Origin of the sequence: Methylobacterium brachiatum (assembly GCF_020523825.1) — a bacterium.
In the GTDB taxonomy this organism is placed as follows: Bacteria; Pseudomonadota; Alphaproteobacteria; order Rhizobiales; family Beijerinckiaceae; genus Methylobacterium; species Methylobacterium brachiatum.
Map to the genome: position 1 here is coordinate 217,865 of NZ_JAJALK010000004.1, position 24,039 is coordinate 241,903.

General features: G+C 70.0%; 19 protein-coding genes. 14 read left to right on the plus strand and 5 right to left on the minus strand.

Going from position 1 to position 24,039, the window contains the following annotated elements; genetic code table 11:
• Positions 1 to 49: 49 nt before the first annotated feature.
• Positions 50 to 646, minus strand: a complete 597-nt coding sequence (locus tag LGR69_RS11090; protein ID WP_007560851.1) for an LOG family protein — start codon at positions 644 to 646, stop codon at positions 50 to 52.
• Positions 647 to 873: 227 nt separating this feature from the next.
• Between LGR69_RS11090 and LGR69_RS11095 the strand changes: the two genes are divergently transcribed.
• Complete coding sequence (locus LGR69_RS11095) at positions 874 to 2,289, plus strand: LysM peptidoglycan-binding domain-containing protein (protein WP_230366232.1); 1,416 nt, start codon at positions 874 to 876, stop codon at positions 2,287 to 2,289.
• Positions 2,290 to 2,294: 5 nt separating this feature from the next.
• Here the strand turns inward: LGR69_RS11095 and LGR69_RS11100 are convergent, their stop codons facing one another.
• Positions 2,295 to 3,629 (minus strand): aminotransferase-like domain-containing protein, encoded by a 1,335-nt coding sequence (locus tag LGR69_RS11100; protein ID WP_122162694.1) that lies wholly within the window; start codon positions 3,627 to 3,629, stop codon positions 2,295 to 2,297.
• 103 nt (positions 3,630 to 3,732) lie between these two features.
• Here LGR69_RS11100 and LGR69_RS11105 point away from each other — a divergent pair, with 103 nt between their 5' ends.
• From LGR69_RS11105 to LGR69_RS11125, 5 genes are all read left to right on the plus strand, one after another.
• The gene (locus LGR69_RS11105) at positions 3,733 to 3,933 is read left to right on the plus strand and encodes a DUF1127 domain-containing protein (RefSeq protein WP_230366049.1); all 201 of its coding nucleotides are present in this window, start codon (positions 3,733 to 3,735) and stop codon (positions 3,931 to 3,933) included.
• Positions 3,934 to 4,019: 86 nt separating this feature from the next.
• Positions 4,020 to 5,942, plus strand: coding sequence for an ABCB family ABC transporter ATP-binding protein/permease (locus LGR69_RS11110; RefSeq protein ID WP_230366050.1), 1,923 nt, complete (start codon positions 4,020 to 4,022; stop codon positions 5,940 to 5,942).
• Positions 5,943 to 6,055: 113 nt separating this feature from the next.
• Complete coding sequence (locus LGR69_RS11115; RefSeq protein WP_091863463.1) at positions 6,056 to 7,030, plus strand: ABC transporter substrate-binding protein; 975 nt, start codon at positions 6,056 to 6,058, stop codon at positions 7,028 to 7,030.
• Positions 7,031 to 7,034: 4 nt separating this feature from the next.
• Positions 7,035 to 7,844: an ABC transporter permease gene (locus LGR69_RS11120; RefSeq protein ID WP_050731717.1), complete on the plus strand. Its 810-nt coding sequence runs from the start codon at positions 7,035 to 7,037 to the stop codon at positions 7,842 to 7,844.
• Positions 7,845 to 7,852: 8 nt separating this feature from the next.
• Positions 7,853 to 8,647, plus strand: a complete 795-nt coding sequence (locus tag LGR69_RS11125) for an ABC transporter ATP-binding protein (protein ID WP_230366051.1) — start codon at positions 7,853 to 7,855, stop codon at positions 8,645 to 8,647.
• 28 nt (positions 8,648 to 8,675) lie between these two features.
• Here LGR69_RS11125 and LGR69_RS11130 read toward each other — a convergent pair whose 3' ends face one another.
• A complete protein-coding gene (locus LGR69_RS11130; protein WP_230366052.1) occupies positions 8,676 to 9,575 on the minus strand; it encodes an NAD(P)-dependent oxidoreductase in 900 nt (299 codons plus the stop codon).
• A gap of 493 nt (positions 9,576 to 10,068) precedes the next feature.
• Here LGR69_RS11130 and LGR69_RS11135 point away from each other — a divergent pair, with 493 nt between their 5' ends.
• The 4 genes from LGR69_RS11135 (at position 10,069) to LGR69_RS11150 (ending at position 15,804) form a co-directional block, all read left to right on the plus strand.
• On the plus strand, positions 10,069 to 11,451 hold the full coding sequence (locus LGR69_RS11135) for a dicarboxylate/amino acid:cation symporter (RefSeq protein WP_122162695.1): 1,383 nt from the start codon (positions 10,069 to 10,071) through the stop codon (positions 11,449 to 11,451).
• The gene (locus LGR69_RS11140; protein WP_230366053.1) at positions 11,451 to 12,371 is read left to right on the plus strand and encodes an ROK family protein; all 921 of its coding nucleotides are present in this window, start codon (positions 11,451 to 11,453) and stop codon (positions 12,369 to 12,371) included. The genes LGR69_RS11135 and LGR69_RS11140 overlap by 1 nt, the downstream gene beginning before the upstream one ends.
• A gap of 424 nt (positions 12,372 to 12,795) precedes the next feature.
• On the plus strand, positions 12,796 to 14,508 hold the full coding sequence (locus LGR69_RS11145; RefSeq protein ID WP_230366054.1) for an enoyl-CoA hydratase-related protein: 1,713 nt from the start codon (positions 12,796 to 12,798) through the stop codon (positions 14,506 to 14,508).
• A 399-nt stretch (positions 14,509 to 14,907) separates the two neighbouring features.
• Complete coding sequence (locus LGR69_RS11150; RefSeq protein WP_230366055.1) at positions 14,908 to 15,804, plus strand: bestrophin family protein; 897 nt, start codon at positions 14,908 to 14,910, stop codon at positions 15,802 to 15,804.
• 8 nt (positions 15,805 to 15,812) lie between these two features.
• Here LGR69_RS11150 and LGR69_RS11155 read toward each other — a convergent pair whose 3' ends face one another.
• Positions 15,813 to 16,394, minus strand: coding sequence for a histidine phosphatase family protein (locus LGR69_RS11155; protein WP_230366056.1), 582 nt, complete (start codon positions 16,392 to 16,394; stop codon positions 15,813 to 15,815).
• A gap of 125 nt (positions 16,395 to 16,519) precedes the next feature.
• Between LGR69_RS11155 and LGR69_RS11160 the strand changes: the two genes are divergently transcribed.
• The 4 genes from LGR69_RS11160 (at position 16,520) to metH (ending at position 22,760) form a co-directional block, all read left to right on the plus strand.
• Positions 16,520 to 17,530 carry an ArsR/SmtB family transcription factor gene (locus LGR69_RS11160; RefSeq protein WP_230366057.1) on the plus strand — a complete coding sequence of 337 codons (1,011 nt, stop codon included), beginning with the start codon at positions 16,520 to 16,522 and terminating at the stop codon, positions 17,528 to 17,530.
• A 77-nt stretch (positions 17,531 to 17,607) separates the two neighbouring features.
• Positions 17,608 to 18,528, plus strand: a complete 921-nt coding sequence (gene metF / locus LGR69_RS11165; protein WP_007560829.1) for a methylenetetrahydrofolate reductase [NAD(P)H] — start codon at positions 17,608 to 17,610, stop codon at positions 18,526 to 18,528.
• A 126-nt stretch (positions 18,529 to 18,654) separates the two neighbouring features.
• A complete protein-coding gene (locus LGR69_RS11170) occupies positions 18,655 to 18,828 on the plus strand; it encodes a hypothetical protein (RefSeq protein WP_230366058.1) in 174 nt (57 codons plus the stop codon).
• 179 nt (positions 18,829 to 19,007) lie between these two features.
• Positions 19,008 to 22,760, plus strand: coding sequence for a methionine synthase (metH, locus tag LGR69_RS11175; protein ID WP_230366059.1), 3,753 nt, complete (start codon positions 19,008 to 19,010; stop codon positions 22,758 to 22,760).
• Between the two features lie 239 nt (positions 22,761 to 22,999).
• Here metH and LGR69_RS11180 read toward each other — a convergent pair whose 3' ends face one another.
• Positions 23,000 to 24,004, minus strand: coding sequence for an SMP-30/gluconolactonase/LRE family protein (locus LGR69_RS11180; RefSeq protein ID WP_230366060.1), 1,005 nt, complete (start codon positions 24,002 to 24,004; stop codon positions 23,000 to 23,002).
• Positions 24,005 to 24,039: the final 35 nt, after the last annotated feature.

Sequence of the window (24,039 nt, forward strand, 5' to 3'; positions counted from 1 at the left end):
TGCACCGACCGTCCGGATCGCAACCGCGGCCAAGCGTCCGCGCCCGGCCTCACATCCGCTCTTTGACGATCTCCTCGGCCTGCGGATCCGGCTCGTGGCCGGCCTCGCGCAGCAGCGGCACCACCGTCGCCGCGTCCCGGGCGACGATGTAGCTGAGGTCCAGCCCCTCGCGGATGAAGCCGTGGCCGCGCATGTGCTCGAACAGGGCGAGCAGCGGCGCCCAGAAATCGGCCACCGAGACCAGCACCACCGGCTTGCGGTGCCGCCCGAGCTGCGCCCAGGTGAGCTGCTCGACCAGCTCCTCCAGGGTGCCGATGCCCCCCGGCAGGGTCACGAAGGCGTCCGAGCGCTCGAACATCAGGCGCTTGCGGGTGTGCATGTCGGGCACCACCACGGTCTCCTGCACGTCGTCGAGCATGTGCTCGCGCGCCTGGAGGAAATCCGGGATGATGCCGGTGACGTGGCCGCCGGCCGCCAGCGCGGCGCGCGCCACCGTGCCCATCAGGCCGACATCGCCGCCGCCATAGACGAGGCCCATCCCGGCCTGCGCGATCGCCGTGCCGAGGGTCTCGGCGGCGTCGCGGAAGGCCGGGTCCCCGCCGAAGCCGGAGCCGCAATAGACGCAGACTGTCCTCACCGGAGCCATCCGGCGCCCTCCATCACGCAACCGTTGCGAGCCGTCGAGAAAGCCCCCCGCGCCCGGCGCTCCACGCGCCAAACTGCTGAATTCGCGTGGGATTCACCCGCCGGAGCGGCGGGACGGCTTGGTGTCGCGACCATGTACGGTATTATGGGCGGTGCAGTCGACGGTTTTTGAGCGGGCAGGCTGCCCATTCGCCGGGCGGCCGGCAGAGCAGGGAGGCCTTCGTGGCGATGTCGAGACAGGTGCGGCGCAGTCTCGCCCTGGCGCTCGCCGGCCTCCTCGGCGGCCTCGGCCTCGTGCTGGCCCTGTTCGGCGGCGAATCCCTGCGGCGGATGATCGACCGGCACGAGCCCGAGCCCCCCGCGGCCACGGCGCCCGCGCCGCAGGGCGGCCTGCGCAGCCTGACGGATCCCGGGGCGACGGCGCAATCCGAGGCGCCGCCGATCGATTTTCGCGACGACAAGACCGGGCAGGCCAAGACCGACGCATCAAGGACCGATGCGGCCAAGCCCGGCGACGGCCGATCCGCCATACGGGATCCGGCGGCGGGCGAGGTGCGCGCGGCCGATCGTGTGCCCGACGGCAAGACGGCCGAGCCCGATCCCACCGCGGTGCCGCGCTTCGACATCGTCCGGGTCGAGCCGAACGGCGAGGCGGTGGTGGCCGGGCGCGGGGCGCCCGATGCCGAGATCGAGATGCTGGTCGACGGCAAGGCGGTGGCCCGGGCCAAGGCCGACGCGAACGGCCAGTTCGCCCTGGTTCCGCCGGCGCTGCCGGCGGGCTCCAGCGCCCTGCGGCTGCGCATGACCACCAAGGACGGACGGGCCGCGGATTCGCGCCAGAGCGTGGCGGTGGACGTGGCGCCCAACCGCGACCGGCAGCCCCTGGTGGCGCTGACCGCCCCGGACGCCGCGACGGTGGTGCTGTCGCAGCCGGGCGCGCCCGAGGCGGCGACGGGAACGGGCAGCCCGGCGGCGAAAGCCCCGGGGGCGCCCGCCACGGCCGGAAAGGCGCCGGCCACGCAGATCGCCAGCGTGGACGTGCAGGAGAACGGCCGGCTGTTCGTGACCGCGACCGGGATTCCGGGGGCGAAGCTCCGGCTCTACCTCAACGACACGCTGATCGCCCCGGGCAGCGTCGGTCCGGACGGCCGGGCGAGCTTCACGATCGGGCGCGGCGTGAAGCCCGGCCAGTACCAGGTGCGGATCGACCAGATCGACCCGCGCACCGGCAAGGTCGCTACCCGCGCCGAGGTGCCGCTCGCGGTGCCCGAGCCGACCCGCGTCGCTACCGGCGAGGGCGCCGGGCAGGAACGGCCGCGCGGCCCGTCGGGCCCGCAAGGCGCCGGAAGCGGGCAGGGGGCGCCCCGTCCTCAGGACGGGCTCGCCCAGGCAACGATGCCCTCCGCCCTCAGCGGGAATCCCACCGAGACGAGCGGCCCGACCCGGGCCGGCGCCGTGTTCGTGCCCGAGATCACCACCGCCAAGATCACCCGGGGCGACAATCTCTGGCGGATCAGCCAGCGCACCTACGGCCGGGGCGAGCGCTACACCGTGATCTACGACGCCAACCAGAACCAAATCCGCGACCCCGACCGGATCTATCCGGGCCAGATCTTCATCCTGCCGACCGACAAGCGGGGCTGACACCCTCACTCGACGATCTGGTCGTCCTCCGCGAGGGCCAGGCGGCGCAGCATCCGGAGCGCCCCGGACAGCTCCTCTTGGGACGGCGTCGACAGGGCGAGGCGGACCGCGTTCGGCGCGTGGCCGGGATTCACCGCGAAGGCCGTGGCCGGCAACAGGGCGATGCCCCGGCGCAAAGCCGCCGCCGCGAAGGCCTCGGCCCGCCAGGTCTCGGGCAATTCGAGCCAGAGATGGTAGGCCCGGGGATCGCCGACCACCGTCAGGTCCGCCAGGATCTCCCGGGCGAGGGCCTGGCGGGACGCCGCGTCCCGGCGCTTGGCCTGCGCCAGCGTCGCGGCCGAGCCGCCCGCCATCCAGTGCAGGCCGGCGGCAAGCGACAGGCCGAGGGCGGTCCAGGCGCCCTGGCGCACGGAGGCCGCGAGCCGGTCGGTGAGGTGCGGCGGGCCGGCGATCAGCCCGATCGTGAGGGCCGGCATCACCCGCTTCGACAGGCTGTCGATCAGGATCGTCCGGTCCGGCGCCAGGCTGGCCAGAGGCTGCGTGTCCGCGAGGAAGCTGTAGACCGCATCCTCGATCGCCGTGAGCCCGGTCGTCTCGAGCACGCGGGCGATCTCGGCGCGGCGGCCGGGGCTCATGGTCGTGCCGAGCGGGTTCTGCAGGGTCGGCTGGAGATAGACGCCGCCCAGCGGCGTCCCCCGGTGCGCCTGGAGGATCGCGTCGGGGCACACGCCCTCCGCGTCCATGGCCAGCGGCACCAGGGTGATCCCGAGCCGGGACGCGATGCCCCGGACCGACGGATAGGTCAGCGGCTCGCAGCCGATCCGCCCCCCCGGCGGCGCCAGGGCCGCGAGCGCGGCGGCGAGCGCCTGCCGGCCGTTGCCGGTGAACAGGATGTCGGCCGGCTGGGGCGCGTAGCCGTCCCCGGCGAGGAACCCGGCCGCGGCTTCGCGGGCCCGGGGCGTGCCGTCCGGGCCATACTGGTTGAAGCTGATCTCGGAGGCCCCGCGCGCCAGGGCGGCCAGGGTCTCGGCCAGCACGGCGTCCTGTTCCGGCAGCCGGGAATGGGTCCGTTGCAGATCGAGAGCCGCCGGGGGCGGATCCGGCTGGAGCATCACGGCCCGGCCGGGCTCGGAACGCACGAAGGTGCCGCGGCCGACCTCGCCGGTCACGAGCCCGCGCCGGCCCAGCTCCGCGTAGACCCGGCTCGCCGTCGAGACCGCGATCCCCCTTGCATAGGCGAAGTCCCGCTGGGGCGGCAGCCGGTCGCCGGGGCGTAGCGCGCCCGCGGCGATCTCGGCGGCAACGGCGTCGGCGACATCCCGGTAATCCGAGCCTCGCATCATTGCTCCGAGTGCAATGTTTCGATTGATCCGAGATCTCTATCGGTTCAATTCTGGCGCCGCAATCCCGGCCGGATCGCTTCCCGTCACCGGATCCTCCGCCATGTCGATCATCGCCTTCCCATCCGCCGCGTCCGCCCGGTCCGAGAACACGCCCGCCCGGCCCTCCCTGCTGCGGCTCTGGCTGCAGCGTATCCGGACCCGGCGGTCGCTCGCCGCCCTAAATCCGGACCAGTTGCGGGATGCCGGGATCGAACCCTGGCGCCTGCGCCACGAGATCCGGAAGCCGTTCTGGAGAGGATGATCGGCCCTGCGGCCGCTGCGGGTGCCTCGACCGTCCCACGGACCTATATGCGGGGAGACGATCGTTCCTCCCGCACAGAATTCCGCATGACCGACGATACCGCGCCTCCGGCCGGGCCTACGCCCCCGGCTGAGCGCCCCGGGCTGATCGCCACCTATCGGCGCCTGTGGCCGCATCTCTGGCCGCATGGCCGTCCGGACCTGCAGCGCAGGGTGTTCCTGGCCTTCGGGCTGCTGCTCGCGGCCAAGCTCGTCACCATGGTGACGCCGTTCACCTTCAAGTGGGTCACCGACGCGCTGGTCGCCGCAATCGGCGGCAAGGATGCCCCGTTGCCGACGGGGCTGTTTGCCGCCCCGATGCTGCTGCTCGTGCTCTACGGCCTGTCGCGGATCGCCATGTCGGCGCTCACCCAGGTGCGCGACGGGCTGTTCGCCAAGGTGGCGATGCATGCGGTGCGCCGCCTGGCGCTCAAGACCTTCGAGCACATGCACCGCCTGTCCCTGCGCTTCCACCTGGAGCGCAAGACCGGCGGCCTCACCCGGGTGCTCGAGCGCGGCCGCGCCGGCATCGAGGAATTGTCGCGCCTGATGGTGCTGACGCTGGTGCCGACCATCGTCGAGTTCGTGCTGGTGCTCGGCGTGCTGGCCTACGAGTTCGACTGGCGCTACGCGCTGGTCGCGTTCCTCACGGTCGCGGCCTATCTCGCTTTCACCTACAAGGCGACCGAGTGGCGGATCGCCATCCGCCGCCGGATGAACGCCTCGGACACCGACGCCAACACCAAGGCGGTCGACTCGCTGCTCAATTACGAGACCGTCAAATATTTCGGCGCGGAGGCCCGCGAGGCCGCCCGCTACGACGTGTCGATGGCGAAGTACGAGAAGGCCTCGACCCAGACCTACGTGTCGCTCGCCGTGCTCAATGCCGGCCAGGCGGTGATCTTCACCATCGGGATGACGATCGTGATGTGGCTCGCCGCCCGGGACATCCTGGCCGGGCGCACGACGATCGGCGGCTTCGTGCTGGCCAACACCCTGCTGGTGCAGCTGTCCATGCCGCTGAACTTCATGGGCATGATCTACCGCGAGATCAAACAGGCGCTGATCGACATCGACGACATGTTCCGCATCCTCGGGCAGAACCCGGAGATCGCCGACAGGCCCGGGGCCGCACCGCTCAAGGTCGCGGGCGGCACGGTGCGGTTCGAGGACGTGCGCTTCGCCTACACCCCGGAGCGGCCGATCCTGCGCGGCGTCTCGTTCGAGATCCAGGCCGGGCAGACCGTGGCGGTGGTCGGCCCCTCGGGCGCCGGCAAGTCGACCCTGTCGCGGCTGCTGTTCCGGTTCTACGAGCCGCAGGGCGGCCGGATCAGCATCGACGGCCAGGACATCGCCGCGGTGACCCAGGAATCCCTGCGCGCCGCGATCGGCATGGTCCCGCAGGACACGGTGCTGTTCAACGACACGATCGGCTACAACATCCGCTACGGCCGGGCCGACGCCACCGATGCGGAGCTGCGCGAGGCGGCCCAGCTCGCCCAGATCGACCGCTTCGTCTCCGGCCTGCCGGAGGGCTACGACACGCCGGTGGGCGAGCGCGGCCTGAAGCTGTCGGGCGGCGAGAAGCAGCGGGTCGCCATCGCGCGGACCATCCTCAAGGCGCCGCCGATCCTGGTGCTCGACGAGGCCACCTCGGCGCTCGATTCCTTCACCGAGGCCGAGATCCAGTCGGCGCTGGACCGGGTCAGCCGCGGCCGCACCACCCTGGTGATCGCCCACCGGCTGTCCACGGTCGTGAATGCCGACGCGATCCTGGTGCTCGACCACGGCCGCATCGCCGAGCGCGGCACCCATGCCGAGCTGCTGGAGGCCGGCGGCATCTACGCGGCGCTCTGGGACCGTCAGCGCGAGGCCGACGCGGCGCTGGAAGTGCTCCAGCGCGCCGACGCCCCGGTCCTGCCGATCCGGGTCGGGCGCGGGACGGTGCCGGCGACGGAACCGGCGGAGTAGAACACAGGGAGGCGGATTACTTCTCCGGCTGTATTCGTTATACTGCGCTGAACGGCCCATCACGAAGGCCGCGCTGCGAGACGGCTCACGCCGTCCGGTCGGGGGAGACATCCATGTTGAAGGGCCTGATCGCGGCCGGCGCAATGCTGGTCGCCCTCGGCGGGACGGTGCGGGCCGAGGACGTCGTCCGGCTCGGCAACCTGAAATTCGCCCATTACGGCGCCATCTCCTACATGAAGGAGATCGCCCCGAAATTCGGCCTGAAGATCGACGAGCGCCAGTTCGCCAAGGGTGCCGACATCTATCCGGCGATGGCCGTGGACCAGATCGACATCGCGGCCTCGGGGGGCGACGGCGCCGTGGCCGCGCGCGGCAACGGCGTGAAGCTGCTGGTGGTCGCGGGCTTCGCCGATGGCGGCGTGCGCATCCTCAAGCGGCCGGACCTGCCGGCCAAGAGCGCGGCCGAGCTGAAGGGCCTCAAGGTCGCCACCGTCCGCGGCGGCACCCAGGACCTGATGCTGCTGGCCGAGCTCGACAAGCACGGCCTCACCTGGTCGGAGCGTCCCGGCAAGGACGTGCAGCTGACCTACTTCAACAATTACGCCGACCTGAACCAGGCGCTCGGGCAGAAATACGTCGACGTGATCTGCCAGTCGGAGCCGCAATCCACCCAGGCGATCAGCGCCGGCTGGGGCGTCGAGCTGGTCAAGCCCTACGACACCCCGATCGGCAAGCCGGTGCGGCCGCTGGTGATGACCGAGAAGATGTACAACGAGCGGCCGGACGTGGCCGCCAAGGTGCTGCGCCTGTTCGTGGCCGCCACCAAGGCGTTCATCGACGACCCGGCGCTCGCCGAGAAATACGTCCGCGAGCAGGTGTTCAAGGGCCAGCTCACGAGCCAGGATTTTCGCGACGGCATGGCCAACGCGAGCTACACCTACGCCATGCCCGCCGGCCACATGCAGGTGACCACCGACTACATGGTGAAGTACGGGCTGGGTAAGATGCAGAACCCGCCCAAGAGCGATGCCGAGTGGGTCAAGCTCGACCTGCTCGAGAAGGCCAAGGCCGACCTGAAGGTCGAGTGATCCGATGGCCCTGCGCGACCTTCGCGGCGTCCTCATCCCGGTCGCGCTGCTGATCCTGTGGGAGCTGGCGAGCCGCACCGGCCTCGTCTCGGCCGTGGTGCTGCCCCCGCCGAGCGCGGTCGCGGTGAAGTGGTGGTCCGGGCTCCTGCCGGCCCTGCCATACGATCCCGGCCAGGAGAGCTACCTGTCCTGGCTGTTCTCCGGCGAGATGCCGCATGACGCGGTCTCCAGCCTGTCCCGCGTGGTCTCCGGCTTCCTGATCGGCGCCGGGCTCGCGGTGCCGATCGGCCTGGTGCTCGGCACCAATGACGGGCTCTACGGCCTGTTCAACCCGCTGCTCCAGGTCCTGCGCCCGATCCCGCCGATCGCCTACATCCCGCTCGCCATCGTGTGGTTCGGGCTCGGCAACCCGCCGGCCCTGTTCCTGATCGCGCTGGGCACCTTCTTCCCGGTCCTGGTCAACACCATCGCGGGGGTGCGCCAGGTCGATTCGATCTACATCCGCGCCGCCCGCAATCTCGGCGCCGGCTCCTGGACGATGTTCCGCCGGGTGATCCTGCCGGCCGCGAGCCCGTTCGTGCTCGCCGGCATGCGGATCGGCATCGGCACCGCCTTCATCGTGGTGATCGTCGCCGAGATGATCGCGGTCTCGGACGGGCTCGGCTACCGCATCCTCGAGGCCCGGGAATATATGTGGTCGGACAAGATCATCGGCGGCATGCTGACGATCGGAATCCTCGGCCTGATCATCGACGGGGCGATGAGCCGCCTCAACGATCACCTGCTGCGCTGGCATCGCGGCCTGGAGCGGTAACCCGGACGATGTCGGCAGAGATCGTGGTCGCGAACGCCGTCAAGGTGTTCGGCAGCGGCGCCTCGGGCGTCGCCGCCCTTCAGGACATCTCGGCGACGGTGCCGGAGGGCCAGTTCCTGTGCCTGCTCGGGCCCTCGGGCTGCGGCAAGTCCACCCTGCTCAACGCCATGGCGGGCTTCAGCCCGCTCACCTCGGGCACGATCACGGTGGGCGGCAAGCCGGTGGTCGATCCCGGCCCGGACCGGGGCATGGTGTTCCAGGAATACGCCCTGTTCCCGTGGATGAGCGTCGAGGACAACGTCCGCTTCGGCCTCGACATCAAGGGCGTGCCCCGCGCCCAGGCTAACGAGACGGTCGACCGGATCACCGCGACGCTCGGCCTGTCGGATTTCCGCAAACGCTACCCGAAGGATCTCTCGGGCGGGATGCGCCAGCGCGTGGCCATCGCCCGCATCCTCGCCCTCGACCCGCCGGTGATGCTGATGGACGAGCCGTTCGGGGCGCTCGACGCCCTGACGCGCCGCACGCTGCAGGACGAGCTGCTCCGGATCTGGGCCGATTACCGCAAGACGATCGTGTTCGTGACCCACTCGATCGAGGAGGCGATCTACCTCGCCGACCGGATCCTGGTGATGACCTACCGGCCCGGGCGCATCAAGCGCGACGTCACCGTGCCGATCCCCCGGCCCCGCGACCCGGCGTGCGCCGATTTCAACGCGATCAAGCGCGAGCTGGGCCAGCTCGTGATGGAGGAGCAGGCCCGCTTCACCGACGCGGAGCTGCACGCGCCGGCGGTGGATTGACGGGCGTTTCGGAGCGCGGCCGCTTCGCTCACCCGCCGGAGCGGACCTTCACCCCGAGCAGGCCCTCGAACGGCAGCACCATCGCGCCCTTATCCCGGTCGCCGTGGCCCTGGCGCAGGGCGGTCTGGTAGGTCGCGGTGGCCGCCGCCGTGACCGGCATCGGGAAGCCGTGCTCGGCCGCGATCGCCGCCGCGGCGACGAGATCCTTGTAGGCCGCGCCCATCGGATAGCCCTCGTCGAAGCGGCCCTGGAGGATGCGCGGCACGAAGTACTGCGACGCGTAGCTCCGGCTCGTCCCCGTGGTGACCACCTGCGCGACCTGGTCCGGATCGAGCCCCATCGCCACCGCCATCGGCAGCACCTCGGCGAGCGCCGCGATGTTGATGTCGTAGAGCACGTTGTTGATCGTCTTGGTGAGCTGGCCGGAGCCCACCGGCCCCATATGCAAGACGCTGGTGCCGATCCGCTCCAGCAGCGGCCGGACCGCCGCGACGGTCTCCGCGTCGCCGCCGCACATCACCGTGAGCGTCCCGGCCTCGGCCCCTGCCGGCGCCCCAGAGACCGGGGCATCGACGAAACGCCGCCCGGTCGCCGCCAGGGCGCCCCCGATGGCGAGCGCCTTGGCATGCGCGACGGTGCTGAGATCCACCACGATCGCCCCCGGCGCCAGCCGCTCGGCCAGGCGATCCCCGCCGAACAGGGCCGCCTCGACCACGTCGCCGTTCGGCAGGCACAGGAACAGCACCTCCGCCCCGTCGAGGGCGGCGGGATCCGCCGTCGCGACGAGGCCCGGCCCGTCGAGCCCGTCAAGGCGCGCCGGGTCGGCATCCATCGCCACGAGGGTCTCGGAATCGACGTGCTTGGCCGCGAGGTTGCGGGCGATGGGACGTCCCATCGCGCCGAGGCCGAGGATGGCGAGCTTCTGCACCGGACGCGTTCCCCCTTGCGGCCCTGGACCAGGCCAGCGGCGCTCTTTGGGACAGCCCCGCTCCCCCCGCGCCGTCATGGCGAGCGCAGCGAAGCACCCCAGTGCGGCGCGCGATTCCTGTAGGGAACGTGTCCCTGGATTGCTTCGCTGCGCTCGCAAGGACGGAAGGCCGCAGCCATCCCTTCGAGAGGACCTGTATCGAACGTATCAAGGGGCGCCGCAATCTTGGATGGCGTGTCCCACTCACGGCGGGTGGGGAGGATGCGGCATGTCCGATGCGACAAAGACGGACATCCGGTTTTCAGGTCCGCAAGGCGCACCGAACGCAACGCCGACAAATAACCAAGGGGAGAAGACTTTCAGCCGGGGATCGACAGGCTTTTGTCACACTTGGTTCGCCGGTGACGACCGGGCCGCCGTTGAGGCGGAAGGCGATTATCGCTAGCGTGCCGGCACATTGGGAGGATGCACGGCAACCGTGCACGGGATGGATATGGCACAAGCAACCCACGCGACGACCGCGCCCGGCGCCCCCCGCGAGCCCTGGTACAAGGTCCTCTATATCCAGGTCCTGATCGCCATCGTACTCGGTGTGCTGCTCGGCTGGTACGACCCAGCCACCGGCAAGGCGATGAAGTGGCTCGGCGATGCCTTCATCGGCCTGATCAAGATGATGATCGCGCCGATCATCTTCTGCACCATCGTGCACGGCATCGCGTCGGTCGGCGACCTCAAGAAGGTCGGGCGCGTCGGCGTGAAGGCGCTGGTCTATTTCGAGGTGGTCTCCACGCTGGCGCTGCTGATCGGCGTGCTGGTCGGCGAGGTGATCAAGCCCGGCGCCGGCTTCAACGCCGACCCGTCGAAGCTCGACGCCAGCAAGGTCGCGACCTACGCCAACAAGGCGGCGGCCGATTCCACCGTCGCCCACATCCTGGCGATCATCCCGAAGAGCTTCTTCGATCCCTTCGCCACCGGCGACCTGCTGCAGGTGCTGCTGATCTCGATCCTCACCGGCGTCGTCGTGACGAGCCTCGGCGAGCGCGCCGCCGCGGTGAACAGCGCGATCGACACCGCCGGGCAGATCTTCTTCAAGATCATCGGCATCGTGGTGAAGCTCGCCCCCGTCGGCGCCTTCGGGGCGATGGCGTTCACGATCGGCGAGTACGGCATCCAGAAGGTCTACGACCTCGCCTGGCTGGTCGGCACCTTCTACGTCACCGCGATCCTGTTCGTGCTGGTGGTGCTCGGGAGCATCGCCAAGGTCGCGGGCTTCTCGATCCTGCGCTTCCTCGCCTACATCAAGGACGAGCTGCTGATCGTGGTCGGCACGTCGTCCTCCGAGACGGTGCTGCCGCAGCTGATGACCAAGATGCGCCGGCTCGGCGCCTCGGATTCGGTGGTCGGCCTCGTGGTCCCGACCGGCTACTCGTTCAACCTCGACGGTACCAACATCTACATGACCCTGGCCACGCTGTTCCTGGCCCAGGCCGTGGGGGCGGACCTGACCTTCGCGCAATACGCGACGATCATCCTGGTGGCGATGCTGACCTCGAAGGGCGCCTCGGGCGTCACCGGCGCCGGCTTCATCACCCTGGCGGCCACGCTCTCGGCGATCCCGAACAGCCCGGTCCCGGTCGCGGCCATGACCCTGGTGCTCGGCATCGACAAGTTCATGTCCGAGTGCCGCGCGCTCACCAACCTCGTCGGCAACGGCGTCGCCTGCGTGGTGGTCAGCCGCTGGGAGGGCGAGCTCGACATGGTCAAGCTCAACGAGGTCATGGCCCATCCGGTGGCGATCGGCACCGACATCGCCGACCACGCGCCGCAGCCGATGGGGACCGACGGCAAGGTCACCAAGGTCGCCGCGGCGGAGTGATGCCTGCGCCCACCGGGCGGGCGCGCCTGGGCATCGATCTCGGCGGCACCAAGATCGCCGGGATCGTGCTGGATTCACGGGGCGCGACCCTGGCCGAGGCCCGGATGCCGGCGCCGCGCGGCGCCTATCGCGACACCATCGAGGCCCTGGCCACCCTGGTGGCCCGCCTGGAATCCGAGGCCGGCGCGCCGTGCAGCGTCGGCATCGGCATGCCGGGCAGCCTGTCGCCCGCCACGGGCCTCGTGCGCAACGCCAATTCTCACTGGCTCAACGGCCACCCCTTCGGGATCGACCTCGCGCAGCGGCTCGACCGGCCGGTGCGGATCGAGAACGACGCCAATTGCCTGGCGGTCTCGGAAGCGGTCGACGGCGCCGGCGCCGGCGCGCGCGTCGTCTGGGCGGTGATCCTGGGCACCGGCGTCGGATCGGGCATCGCCATCGACGGCCGCGTGCTCACCGGCCGCAATGCGATCGCGGGGGAATGGGGCCACGGCCCCCTGGCCGCGCCCCGGGCCGACGAGCAGCCCGGGCCCGCTTGCTATTGCGGCCGACGGGGCTGCATCGAGACCTGGCTGTCCGGCCCGGGCCTGGCGGCCGACCACGCCAGGCGGCACGGCGGCGGCCTCGCCGCCGAGGCCATCGTGGCGGCCGCGCGTGACGGCGACGCGCAGGCGCGCGACACGCTCGCGACCCATCTCGACCGCCTCGGCCGCGCAGCCGCCCAGGTCGTCAACCTGCTCGATCCGGACGTGATCGTGATCGGCGGCGGCCTGTCGCGGATCCCCGAGCTGATCGCCGGCCTGCCCGCAGCGATCGCCCCCCATGTCTTCTCGGATGCCTTCGACACGCCGGTTCGCGCGAGCCTGCACGGCGATGCCTCGGGCGTGCGCGGGGCAGCCTGGCTCTGGGACGCGGACTGAGCGTCCGACCGGCGCAGCGACCGACGACGCGGCCCCGATCGCGCACGAGCCGAAGAGTTTCGCGCTGCGCGGGCACAAGCCCCAACACCACGACCGTAAGCAGGCGTCGGCACTCCGGTCCCATGCCGGATGCGCAGGGATGCGGGTCCACTGGCAGCAGCGCCGGATTTGCGGCTTGCCTCCAATCCATCCCAAGCATAAGATTGTCGCGCCGAAGACAAAAGAATCAATGTTACTTGGAAAAGATAGTAATATTTGGTCAATTATCTGCGGATCGAGACTATAAATACCAAAAAACAGATAAGATATTCGTCTTAGAATTGGACGTATACAGGGAAGAAATCCGAGACGGGACTCGAATCAGCCTTCGACGTCTTGGATACCCGTAATGCGCGTCCTCCTGGTTTCGTCTGCGTTCAACAGCATGACGCAGCGATTTTTCGTCGAATTGTCCGATGCCGGATACGAGGTCGCGGTCGAGATCTACGGCGGCGACGAGCAGCGCCTCGAAGATGCGTTCGCCGCGTTCCGCCCGGACCTGACGATCGCCCCGTTCCTGACCCGCGCGATCCCCGAGCGGATCTGGCGCGAGCATCTGACGCTGATCGTGCATCCGGGCCTCGAGGGCGATCGCGGCGCCTCCGCCCTCGATTGGGCGATCCAGGAGAAATGGGCCCAGTGGGGCGTGACCCTGCTGCAGGCGGAAGCCGAGATGGATGCCGGCCCGATCTGGGCGACGCGCAACTTCCCGCTGCGCCAGGCGCCCAAGAGCAGCGTCTATCGGCGCGAGGCGATCGACGCCGCAATCTCCTGCCTGTGGGAGGCCCTCGCCAATTTTCAGACGCCGGGCTTCCGGCCCCGGCCGCTCGACTACGCGGCCCCGACCGCCCTCGGGCGCCTGCGGCCGTCGATGAAGCAGGCGGATCGCCGGATCGACTGGAGCCGGTGCGAGACGGCCGACATCCTCGCCCGGATCCACGCGGCCGACGGCGTGCCCGGCGTGCTCGACGAGGTCTACGGCCTGCCGGTCTATCTCCATGCCGCCTGCGCGGAGCCCGAACTGCGCGGCGCCCCGGGCGCGGTGATCGCCCGGTCGGAGAGCGGCGCGATCTGCCGCGCGACGGTCGACGGCGCGGTCTGGATCGGCCGCCTGAAGCCGAAGCTGGAGGGCGGCGGCGGGATCAAGCGCAGCGCCCTGGACACGCTGGGCGACCGGATCCCGGCCGACCTGCCCGTCGCCGTCCCGGCGGGCCTCGCGCATCCCAATCCGGTCGAGGAGGTGAGGCTGGAGCGCAGGGGCGACATCGTCCACCTCCACTTCGACTTCCACAACGGCGCGATGAGCACGGTGCAGTGCCGTCGGCTCCAGGCGGCGTTCCGCCAGGCCGCGGAGAGCTCCGCCAAGGTCATCGTGCTGGAGGGCGGTGACGACCTGTTCTCGAACGGCATCCATCTCAACGAGATCGAGGCCAGCGCCGACCCGGCGGCGGAATCCTGGGCCAACATCGTCGCCATGGACGATCTGGTGCGCGAGATCATCACCGCGACCGACACGGTCGTCGTCGCCGCGCTCGGCCGCAATGCCGGCGCCGGCGGCGCGATCCTGCCGCTGGCCGCCGACTTCGTGCTGGTCCGGCAGAGCGTGGTGCTCAACCCGCATTACCGCAACATGGGCTGGCTCTACGGCTCGGAATACTGGACCTACCTGCTGCCCCGCCGGGTCGGCTGGGAGCGCGCCGTCCAGTTGACCGAGGCGTGCCTGCCGATCAGCGGCCGGCGGGCCGCCGAGATCGGGCTGGCCGACGAGGCCATCTCGGGCGATGCCGATCAGTTCGCCCGAGCCGTCCAGGCCTTCGCCGCCGCGCAGGCGGAGCGGCATGCCGCGCTCACCGACCGCAAGCGCCTGCAGCGCCAGGAGGACGAGGACCGCCGGCCGCTCGATGCCTATCGCCGGCACGAGCTGACGCAGATGTACCGGAACTTCCACCAGCCGGACGCGCCCTATCACCGCGCCCGCAGCGCCTTCGTGCACAAGCGTCCGGCCTGCTGGTCGCCGCTCTCGGTCCGCATGCTGACGGAGTTGAAGCGGCTCGAGACGAGCGCCACGCCGGAGCTCATCCGGAACGCTGCGGCTTAGGAGGCCTCAGCCCGGCAGAGAAGATGGGAAGACGGATGGGGCGGGGTTCTTCTCGCCCCTCCCGAGACAATCGCCCGCGCCCGTGGATTCCGGGGCAGCGGAGCCCGGAATCCGCAACCGCAGCGGCATCAGGGTCCTGCCCTCTCGGCGGCTCTGGGTTGCCCCCTCCGGTTTCGACCGCGCCTGCAGTTCCTTGGAGTCACGCCGTGGCTTCCCCGGCGGCTATCGCATCGCGAACTAGGTAAGCGGTCATAAGAACCGCAATCCGACACCAATAAGCTGCCGTCGCACGGGCTCCGGCACATGATGCGGCACGCCGCACGGTCACGTGTCCGGGCCGACCCTTGTCGGGGCGCGAGGGGCAGGGCAGGGAGGGCCCGTCCCAGACCCGATGGCCCGATGATCGTCCGCACCCGGCCCAACCTGTTCACCCTGCTGTTCACCATGCAGGGCTCGATCCTGCCGCGCGTGGCCTGGAAGCTCGTCGGCATCGTCGCGGTCGCCTGCCTGGTGGTCTGGGCGGAGGCGCGCTGGCCGGCCTTCTTCCCGGTGACCGCGGGGGTCGCGCCGTTCACGCTGGTCGGCCTCGCCCTGTCGATCTTCCTGAGCTTCCGCAACAACGCCTGCTACGAGCGCTGGTGGGAGGCCCGGAAGGTCTGGGGCAGCCTGATCGGCGAGGTGCGCAACCTGGCCCGCCTCCTGCCGGCCCTGCTGCCGCCCGCCGAGGCGGCGCCGCATCTGCGCCGTCTCTCGGCCTTCGCGCACGGCCTTCATGCGCGCCTGCGCGGCCTCGACGAGGCCCTGGCTGTGGACGGGAAGGCCCCCGGGGCGGATCTCTGCGGTCCCAATCCCACCGATTCGGTCCTGGCCGCCCTGACCCGCGATCTCGCCGGGCTGATGCGCAGCGGGCGCCTCACCGATATCCAGTTCGGCCTCATCGAGGCGCGGATCGAGGCGCTGTCCGGCGTTCACACCGCCTGCGAGCGGATCGCCAACACGCCGCTGCCCTTCGCCTACACGCTGCTCGTCTACCGCACCGCCTGGCTCTACTGCCTGCTCCTGCCGGTGGGGCTCACGGGTTCCCTGGGTTGGGCGACGCCCGTGGTGGTGGCGCTGGTCGGCTACACCTTCTTCGGCCTCGATGCCCTGGGCGACGAGCTGGAGGAGCCGTTCGGCACCGAGCCGAACGACCTGCCCCTCGACGCGATGGTCCGCGCCGTCGACCGCATCGTCCAACACGCTCTCGGCGAGCCGATGCCGGCCCCGCTGGCGCCGGACGGGTACTGGCTGCGGTAGGGCAGGGGTCAGCCGTTCCAGTTGCGCAGGACCGGCTCGCTCCGGTCATGCTCGTAGCCCAGCACGCTGACGCTCGCGGTGCCGAGCACCAGCAGCGCGCCGCCCTCCGGTGGCAGGCCGATCCAGCGGGCGGCGAGCACGCGCAGGACATGCGCGCTGGAGAACAGGATCAGGTCCGCGTCCAGGGCGCGGATCCGGGCGATGGCCCGGTCCGCCCGGGCGCCGACATTGGCAGCATCCTCGCCGCCGGGGCAGCCGTCCCGGAACAGGCGCCAGCCTGGGCGCTCGGTGAGAATGTCCTTGGTGGTCCGTCCTTCGTAGGCGCCGTAATCCCATTCGGCCAGGTCCGGCTCGATCACGCGACCCGCGCCGAAGCCGGCAAGGGCACAGGTGGTGACCGCCCGACTCGACGGGCTCGACCAGACCGCCGCATAGGTCCGTGCAGCCAAGCGTGGCGCCAGGGTGCTGGCCGCGTCCTCGCCGGCCGGCGTCAACGGGATGTCGCTGCGCCCGGTATGCTGGCCGGACCGGCTCCAGGCCGTCTCGCCGTGGCGGACCAGGGTGATCTGCGGGAGCTGGGTCTCGGACATGCACGCCTCCGGCTGCCCGTGTTCAACGCATCCGGGCCGATCCGGCACCGCGCAGCCTAATCTACCGCGCCGCAGGCCCAACATCGCCCTTGCGCGGCCGGATAAACGGACATAAACATATCTTTATGTCTAACGCTGAGAGTCGCGCGGCGGGATCGATCCCCTTTCCGGAAGCCCTGGGCGTTCTGCGCGCGGCGGCCGAGGAGACGCGCCTGCGCATCCTGGCGCTGCTGACGGAAGGTGAGCTGTCGGTCTCCGACCTCACCGACATTCTCGGCCAGTCGCAGCCGCGCATCTCGCGCCACCTCAAGCTGCTGGTCGAGGCGGGCCTCGTCGAGCGCCATCGCGAGGGCGCCTGGGCGTTCTTCCGGCTGTCGGAGGCGCGGGCCGGCCTCGCCGACCCGCTCCTGTCAGGGCTCGACCGGACCACGCCGCCGCTCTCGGAGGATCGCGCCCGACTCGATGCGGTGCGCACCCAGAGGGCCGAGGCGGCCCAGACCTTCTTCGCCCGGCTGGCGCCGAAATGGGACGAGCTCCGCTCCCTGCACGTCCCCGAGGCCACCGTCGAGGCGGCGGTGCTCGACGCGCTCGGCGAGCGCCCGCTCGGCAGCCTGATCGATCTGGGCACCGGCACGGGCAGGATGCTCGGGCTGCTTGCCCCCCGGGCCGGCCGCGCCACCGGGCTCGATTCGAGCCACGCCATGCTGTCGGTCGCCCGGGCCAACCTGGAGCGTCAGGGCCTGTCGCGGGTGGATCTGCGCCAGGGCGACATCCACGCGCCGCCCTTCGCCCGGGCGAGCTTCGACCTGGTGGTGGTGCATCAGGTGCTCCACTATCTGGACGATCCGGCGCGCGCCTTGCGGGGTGCCGCGCGCCTCGTCGCACCCGGGGGCCGGCTCCTGGTGGTTGATTTCGCCCCGCACGATCTCGAATTCCTGCGCACCAGCCAGGCCCACCGCCGCCTCGGCTTCTCCGCGGACCAGGTTTCCCACTGGCTGGCCGAGGCCGGGCTCGCCACGGTCGCGACCCGCGATCTGGTGCCCCGGGAAGCCGGGCAGCTCACCGTCACGCTGTGGCTCGCCCAGGACATGGGCGTCGGCCGCGAGGCGGAACCGCTTCAGCGCGCGGTCGCCTGACCTCCGGGCCGGACGACCTCCACGCAACCCTGTTCACCCATATCGTCTGAACCGATCGACATAGAGGACGAGACCCGATGCGCCGTTCCACCCACCGCGCCAGCCGCGACGGCTACCACCCGATCCGCGTCTCGATCGAGTTCTTCCCGCCGAAGACCGACGAGATGGAGAAGATCCTGTGGTCCTCGATCGAGCGGCTGGCCCCGCTCCAGCCGAAATTCGTCTCCGTGACCTACGGGGCCGGCGGCTCGACCCGGGAGCGCACCCACAACACCGTCGCCCGGATGATCCGCGAGACCACCCTCAAGCCGGCCGCGCACCTCACCTGCGTGGATGCCAGCCGTGAGGAGATCGACGCGGTGGTGCAGGCCTACTGGGATGTCGGCGTGCGCCACATCGTGGCCCTGCGCGGCGATCCGGCCGACGGCGTCGGCCACGCCTACAAGCCGCATCCGGAGGGCTACGCCACGACCGCGGAGCTCGTCGAGGGGATCAAGCGCATCGGCGACTTCAAGGTCTCGGTCTCGGCCTATCCCGAGAAGCACCCGGAGGCCGCCACCCTGGAGGCGGACATCGATGCGCTGAAGGCCAAGGTCGATGCCGGCGCCGACCAGGCGATCACCCAGTTCTTCTTCGAGAACGAGGTCTACCTGCGCTACCTCGAGAAGGTGCGGGCCGCCGGGATCACGATCCCGATCATCCCGGGCATCCTCACGGTGCAGAACTTCAAGCAGGCGGCGAACTTCGCCCGCCGCACCGGCGCCTCGGTGCCCTACTGGCTGGCAGCCCGGTTCGAAGGCCTCGACAACGACGTGGAGACCCGCCGCCTCGTCGCCGCCGCCGTGGCGGCCGAGCAGGTGCTCGACCTGGTGGACGAGGGCGTCCAGGACTTCCACTTCTACTCAATGAACCGCTCCGACCTCGTCTACGCGATCTGCCACCTGCTGGGCCTGCGCGCGCAGGCGCCGAAGCTGGCAGCGGAAAAGGCGGCGGCCTAGATTCAGCTGCGCCCACACGGCGCAGCAGGGGGCAGGGGGCAGGGGGCAGGACGATGGCCGAACCGCAGGATATGATTCTTCCGCTTCTTCGGGAGATGCGGACCGAATTGCAGACGGGCTTCTCCGATGTTTGCCGGCAATTCGTTGCGGTCGCGCTTCGATAGGTTGGAGCGCCAGTGTGACGATCTCCGTAAAGCCATGACGGGCGAATCGATGCTCGGTCGCTGCGCGGCCGCGGGGGTCGGGAAGCGTCTCGACGCGATCGAGAGGCGGCTCGTCATCCTGGAAAAGACGGACTGACGCGGACCATTCCCGGGCCGGTCCGAACCTGAAACGCCAACCCGCGCCCTCATCCTGAGGTGCCCGCGCCAGCGGGCCTCGAAGGAGGGCTCCAGGGATCGACACGACATCTGGGGGCCTCCTCCGAGGCCCCCGCTTCGCTACGGCACCTCGGCTGAGGTGGTCTGTTGGGACCGATCATGACTGACTTTCCCCCCGTCGACGGCACCGAGATCGCGTCCGCGCTGCGGACCCGCGCGTCGGAGAAGATCCTCGTCCTCGACGGGGCGATGGGCACGGTGATCCAGCGCCTCGGGCTGACCGAGGCGGATTTCCGCGGCGACCGCTTCAAGGATCACCCGAACGATCAGAAGGGCAACAACGACCTCCTGATCCTGACCCAGCCGGACGCGATCCGGCAGATCCACCTGGATTACTTCCTCGCCGGCGCCGACGTCTGCGAGACCAACACCTTCTCGGGCACCACGATCGCGCAAGCCGATTATGGCCTCGAATCGATCATTCACGACTTGAACCGGGAGGGCGCGCGCCTCGCCCGCGAGGCCGCGCAGCTCGCCGAGAAGCAGGACGGCCGCCGCCGCTTCGTCGCCGGCGCCATCGGCCCGACGAACCGCACCCTGTCGATCTCGCCGGACGTGAACAATCCCGGCTACCGCGCCGTGACCTTCGATCAGGTCAAGACCGCCTATATGGAGCAGGTCCGCGGCCTCATCGCCGGCGGGGCCGAACTGATCCTGATCGAGACGATCTTCGACACGCTCAACGCCAAGGCGGCGGTGGCCGCGGCCTGGGCGGTGTTCGAGGAGACCGGGATCCGCCTGCCGATCCAGATCTCCGGCACGATCACCGACCTGTCAGGCCGGACCCTCTCGGGCCAGACCCCGGCGGCGTTCTGGAACGCCCTGCGCCACTCCGATCCGCTGACCTTCGGCCTGAACTGCGCGCTGGGCGCCCGCGAGATGCGCGGCCACATCGCCGAGCTGTCGCGGATCTGCGACACCCTGGTCTGCGCCTACCCGAATGCCGGCCTGCCCAACGAGTTCGGCCTCTACGACGAGAGCCCCGAGGCCATGGGCAAGCTGGTCGGCGAGTTCGCCGAAGCCGGCCTCGTCAACATGGTCGGCGGCTGCTGCGGCACGACGCCGGACCATATCCGGGCGATCAGCGAGTCGGTCGCCGGCAAGACGCCCCGGCAGATCCCCGAGATCCCGCGCCTGATGCGGCTATCGGGGCTGGAGCCCTTCGTCCTGACCAAGGAAATCCCGTTCGTGAACGTCGGTGAGCGCACCAACGTCACCGGGTCGGCCAAGTTCAGGAAGCTCATCACCAACGGCGACTACGCCGCCGCCCTGGACGTCGCCCGGGATCAGGTCGCCGCCGGCGCCCAGGTGATCGACGTCAACATGGACGAGGGCCTGCTCGACTCGCAGAAGGCGATGGTCGAGTTCCTCAACCTCGTCGCCGCCGAGCCCGACATCGCCCGGGTGCCGGTGATGGTCGATTCCTCGAAGTTCGAGGTGATCGAGGCCGGCCTGAAATGCATCCAGGGCAAGGCGATCGTGAACTCGATCTCCATGAAGGAGGGCGAGGAGAAGTTCATCGAGGCGGCCCGCGTCTGCCGCTCCTACGGGGCCGCCGTGGTGGTGATGGCCTTCGACGAGCAGGGCCAGGCGGATACCTACGAGCGCAAGGTCGAGATCTGCACCAAGGCCTACCGGATCCTGACCGAGCAGGTCGGCTACCCGCCGGAAGACATCATCTTCGATCCGAACATCTTCGCGGTCGCCACCGGCATCGAGGAGCATAACGGCTACGGCGTCGCCTTCATCGAGGCGACCCGGACGATCCGCGAGACCCTGCCGCACGCCCATATCTCGGGCGGCGTCTCGAACCTGAGCTTCGCGTTCCGCGGCAACGAGCCGGTGCGCGAGGCGATGCACGCGGTGTTCCTGTACCACTGCATCCAGGCCGGGATGGATATGGGCATCGTCAATGCCGGCCAGCTCGCCGTCTACGACGAGATCCCGGCGGAGCTGCGCGAGCTGTGCGAGGACGTGGTCCTCAACCGCCGCGACGATTCCACCGAGCGGCTGCTGGAATCGGCCGAGCGCTTCAAGACCGGCGCCTCGGCCCAGGCCAAGACCGCCGACCTGACCTGGCGCGAGGCCCCGGTGGCCAAGCGCATCGAGCACGCGCTGGTCAACGGCATCACCGAGTACATCATCGCCGACACCGAGGAGGCGCGGGCCGGCGTCGAGCGTCCGCTCCACGTCATCGAGGGTCCGCTGATGGCCGGCATGAACGTCGTCGGCGACCTGTTCGGCGCCGGCAAGATGTTCCTGCCCCAGGTGGTGAAGTCCGCCCGGGTGATGAAGCAGGCGGTGGCCTATCTCGAGCCGTTCATGGAGGAGGAGAAGCGCGCCAATGGCGGCGACGGCAAGCGCCAGGCCGCCGGCAAGGTGCTGATGGCCACCGTGAAGGGCGACGTCCACGATATCGGCAAGAACATCGTCGGCGTCGTGCTGGCCTGCAACAACTACGAGATCATCGATCTCGGCGTGATGGTCCCGGCCGCCAAGATCCTCGACGTGGCGCGCAAGGAGAATGTCGACATCGTCGGCCTGTCCGGCCTGATCACGCCCTCGCTGGACGAGATGGTCCATGTCGCGGGCGAGATGGAGCGCGAGGGCTTCTCCGTGCCGCTGCTGATCGGTGGCGCCACCACCAGCCGGGTGCACACGGCAGTGAAGATCCACCCGGCCTATGCCAAGGGCCAGGCGGTCTACGTCACCGATGCGAGCCGCGCGGTCGGCGTCGTGTCGAGCCTGCTGTCCAAGGAGACCCGCGACTCGACGATCGAGACCGTGCGCGCCGAATACGCCAAGGTCTCGGCCGCCCATGCCCGCTCGGAGCTCGACAAGCAGCGGCTGCCCCTGGCCAAGGCCCGGGCCAACGCCTTCAAGATCGACTGGTCGGGCTATGCCCCGAAGAAGCCGGCCTTCACGGATGCCCGGGTATTCGGCTCCTACGAGGTCGCCGACCTCGTGCCGTATATCGACTGGACGCCGTTCCTGCAGACCTACGAGTTCAAGGGCCGCTTCCCGGCGATCCTCGACGATCCGGACCAGGGTCCGGCCGCCCGCGCCCTCTACGAGGACGCGCAGGAGATGCTCAAGCAGATCGTGGCCGAGCGCTGGTTCAACCCGAAGGGCGTGATCGGCTTCTGGCCGGCCAACAGCGTCGGCGACGACATCGTGCTCTACAAAGGCGAGAGCCGCAGCGACCGGCTCGCGACCTTCCACGGCCTGCGCCAGCAGCTCTCGAAGCGCGACGGGCGGCCCAACACCTGCCTGTCGGATTTCGTGGCCCCCGCGGAGACCGGCATCGCCGATTACGTCGGCGGCTTCGTGGTCACGGCCGGCCTGGAGGAGGTTCGGATCGCCGAGCGGTTCGAGCGGGCCAACGACGATTACCGGGCGATCCTGGTGAAGGCGCTGGCCGACCGGATCGCCGAGGCCTTCGCCGAGCGCATGCACGAGCGCGTCCGCCGGGAATTCTGGGGCTACGCGCCGGACGAGCATTATTCGCCCGCCGAGCTGGCGAGCGAGCCCTATGACGGCATCCGCCCGGCGCCGGGCTACCCGTCCCAGCCCGACCACACCGAGAAGACGCAGCTGTTCGACCTGCTGAAGGCCGAGCGGCGGATCGGGGTGAAGCTCACCGAGTCCTACGCCATGTGGCCGGGCTCCTCGGTCTCGGGGCTCTATCTGGCGCATCCGCAGGCGCATTATTTCGGCGTCGCCAAGGTCGAGCGGGACCAGGTCGAGGACTACGCCCTGCGCAAGGGCATGGATATCCGCGAGGTCGAGCGCTGGCTCGGGCCGATCCTGAACTACGACCCGGCGCGGTACCTGGCCGAAGCCGCGGAGTAGGGGGGCTCGCCAGGCATCGGTTGTGAGGGACGCCTTGCGGCGCCTGAACACCCGCGTCGTCATTCCGGGGCTCGCCGCAGGCGAGAGCCCGGAATCCAGAACCACAGGCGAGCCCGAACGATGCGACGCGGGTTGCTCAAAGCCGGCAAGCTCGGCGGCTCTGGATTCCGGGCTCCGCTGTGCGGCCCCGGAATGACGACGCGTTTCGGCTCTTTCGAAGGAACTCCGAGCGACCCGCGTCAGCAGGTCCCGGCGCCGCGCGTATTGACGTAGAGCGCGTAGACCGAGTGCGAGGCGGTCATCAGCAGCAGGTTGCGGTTGAGGCCGCCGAAGCAGAGGTTGGCGCAGCGCTCGGGCAGGCGGATCCGGCCGATCGGCTTGGCCTGGGGCGAGAGGATGAGCACGCCGTCCTCGGCCTCGCTCATGCCCCAGCCGCACCAGAGGTTGCCGTCGACATCGATCCGGAAGCCGTCCGGCGTGCCGGTGCCGGCGTCGTAGAATACGCGTCCGTTGGCGGTCCTGGTGCCGGTCTCGACCACGTCGTAGACGCGGATCAGGCGGTTCGGCTTGGCGCGCGCCTCGATGACGTAGAGCTTCGATTCGTCCGGCGAGAAGGCCAGCCCGTTCGGTCCCGCGAGACCGGCCACCGCCACGCTCGCCCGCCCGGTGGCCGGGTCGATCCGGTAGACATTGCCCGGGAGTTCCGGCGCCGCCATCGACTCGTGGGGGTTGGGGCCGAAGGCCGGATCGGTGAACCAGATCGCACCGTCGGAATGGCACACGACGTCGTTGGGTGAATTGAGCGGCTTGCCGTCGAACCGGTCGAGCAGCGTGGTGATCGAGCCGTCATGCTCGGTCCGGGTGACGCTGCGGGACTTGTGCTGGCAGGTGACGAGGCGCCCTTGCCGGTCCCGGGTGTTGCCGTTGGCGTAGGCGGACGGCTTGCGGAACATTGTGAGTGCGCCGGAGGCCTCGTCCCAGCGCATGATCCGGTCGTTGACCACGTCGCTGAACAGCAGCGCGCCCATATCGCCGAACCAGACCGGCCCCTCGGCCCAGCGCAGGCCGGTGGCGACACGTTCCACGGTGGCGGAGGGGATGCGGTACTTGGCGAAGGCCGGGTCGAGCACCTCGACGGCGGGATCGGGCACGCGCTGCGACGGCTCCCACCCGGCTCCGGCCGCCCGGGCCGCCCCGAGCAGGGCCGCGCCCGCGAGCAGGCCTCTGCGTGCGATCGTCGCCATGTATCCTCCCTGTCCGGTCAGCCGCCGGCTTCGTC

Coding starts and splice junctions, on each gene's coding strand:
- LGR69_RS11090 (WP_007560851.1), bottom strand. CDS start 646: ATGGCTCCGGTGAGGACAGTCTGCGTCTATTGCGGCTCCGGCTTCGGC.
- LGR69_RS11095 (WP_230366232.1), top strand. CDS start 874: ATGTCGAGACAGGTGCGGCGCAGTCTCGCCCTGGCGCTCGCCGGCCTC.
- LGR69_RS11100 (WP_122162694.1), bottom strand. CDS start 3,629: ATGCGAGGCTCGGATTACCGGGATGTCGCCGACGCCGTTGCCGCCGAG.
- LGR69_RS11105 (WP_230366049.1), top strand. CDS start 3,733: ATGTCGATCATCGCCTTCCCATCCGCCGCGTCCGCCCGGTCCGAGAAC.
- LGR69_RS11110 (WP_230366050.1), top strand. CDS start 4,020: ATGACCGACGATACCGCGCCTCCGGCCGGGCCTACGCCCCCGGCTGAG.
- LGR69_RS11115 (WP_091863463.1), top strand. CDS start 6,056: ATGTTGAAGGGCCTGATCGCGGCCGGCGCAATGCTGGTCGCCCTCGGC.
- LGR69_RS11120 (WP_050731717.1), top strand. CDS start 7,035: ATGGCCCTGCGCGACCTTCGCGGCGTCCTCATCCCGGTCGCGCTGCTG.
- LGR69_RS11125 (WP_230366051.1), top strand. CDS start 7,853: ATGTCGGCAGAGATCGTGGTCGCGAACGCCGTCAAGGTGTTCGGCAGC.
- LGR69_RS11135 (WP_122162695.1), top strand. CDS start 10,069: ATGGCACAAGCAACCCACGCGACGACCGCGCCCGGCGCCCCCCGCGAG.
- LGR69_RS11140 (WP_230366053.1), top strand. CDS start 11,451: ATGCCTGCGCCCACCGGGCGGGCGCGCCTGGGCATCGATCTCGGCGGC.
- LGR69_RS11145 (WP_230366054.1), top strand. CDS start 12,796: ATGACGCAGCGATTTTTCGTCGAATTGTCCGATGCCGGATACGAGGTC.
- LGR69_RS11150 (WP_230366055.1), top strand. CDS start 14,908: ATGATCGTCCGCACCCGGCCCAACCTGTTCACCCTGCTGTTCACCATG.
- LGR69_RS11155 (WP_230366056.1), bottom strand. CDS start 16,394: ATGTCCGAGACCCAGCTCCCGCAGATCACCCTGGTCCGCCACGGCGAG.
- LGR69_RS11160 (WP_230366057.1), top strand. CDS start 16,520: ATGTCTAACGCTGAGAGTCGCGCGGCGGGATCGATCCCCTTTCCGGAA.
- metF (WP_007560829.1), top strand. CDS start 17,608: ATGCGCCGTTCCACCCACCGCGCCAGCCGCGACGGCTACCACCCGATC.
- LGR69_RS11170 (WP_230366058.1), top strand. CDS start 18,655: ATGTTTGCCGGCAATTCGTTGCGGTCGCGCTTCGATAGGTTGGAGCGC.
- metH (WP_230366059.1), top strand. CDS start 19,008: ATGACTGACTTTCCCCCCGTCGACGGCACCGAGATCGCGTCCGCGCTG.
- LGR69_RS11180 (WP_230366060.1), bottom strand. CDS start 24,004: ATGGCGACGATCGCACGCAGAGGCCTGCTCGCGGGCGCGGCCCTGCTC.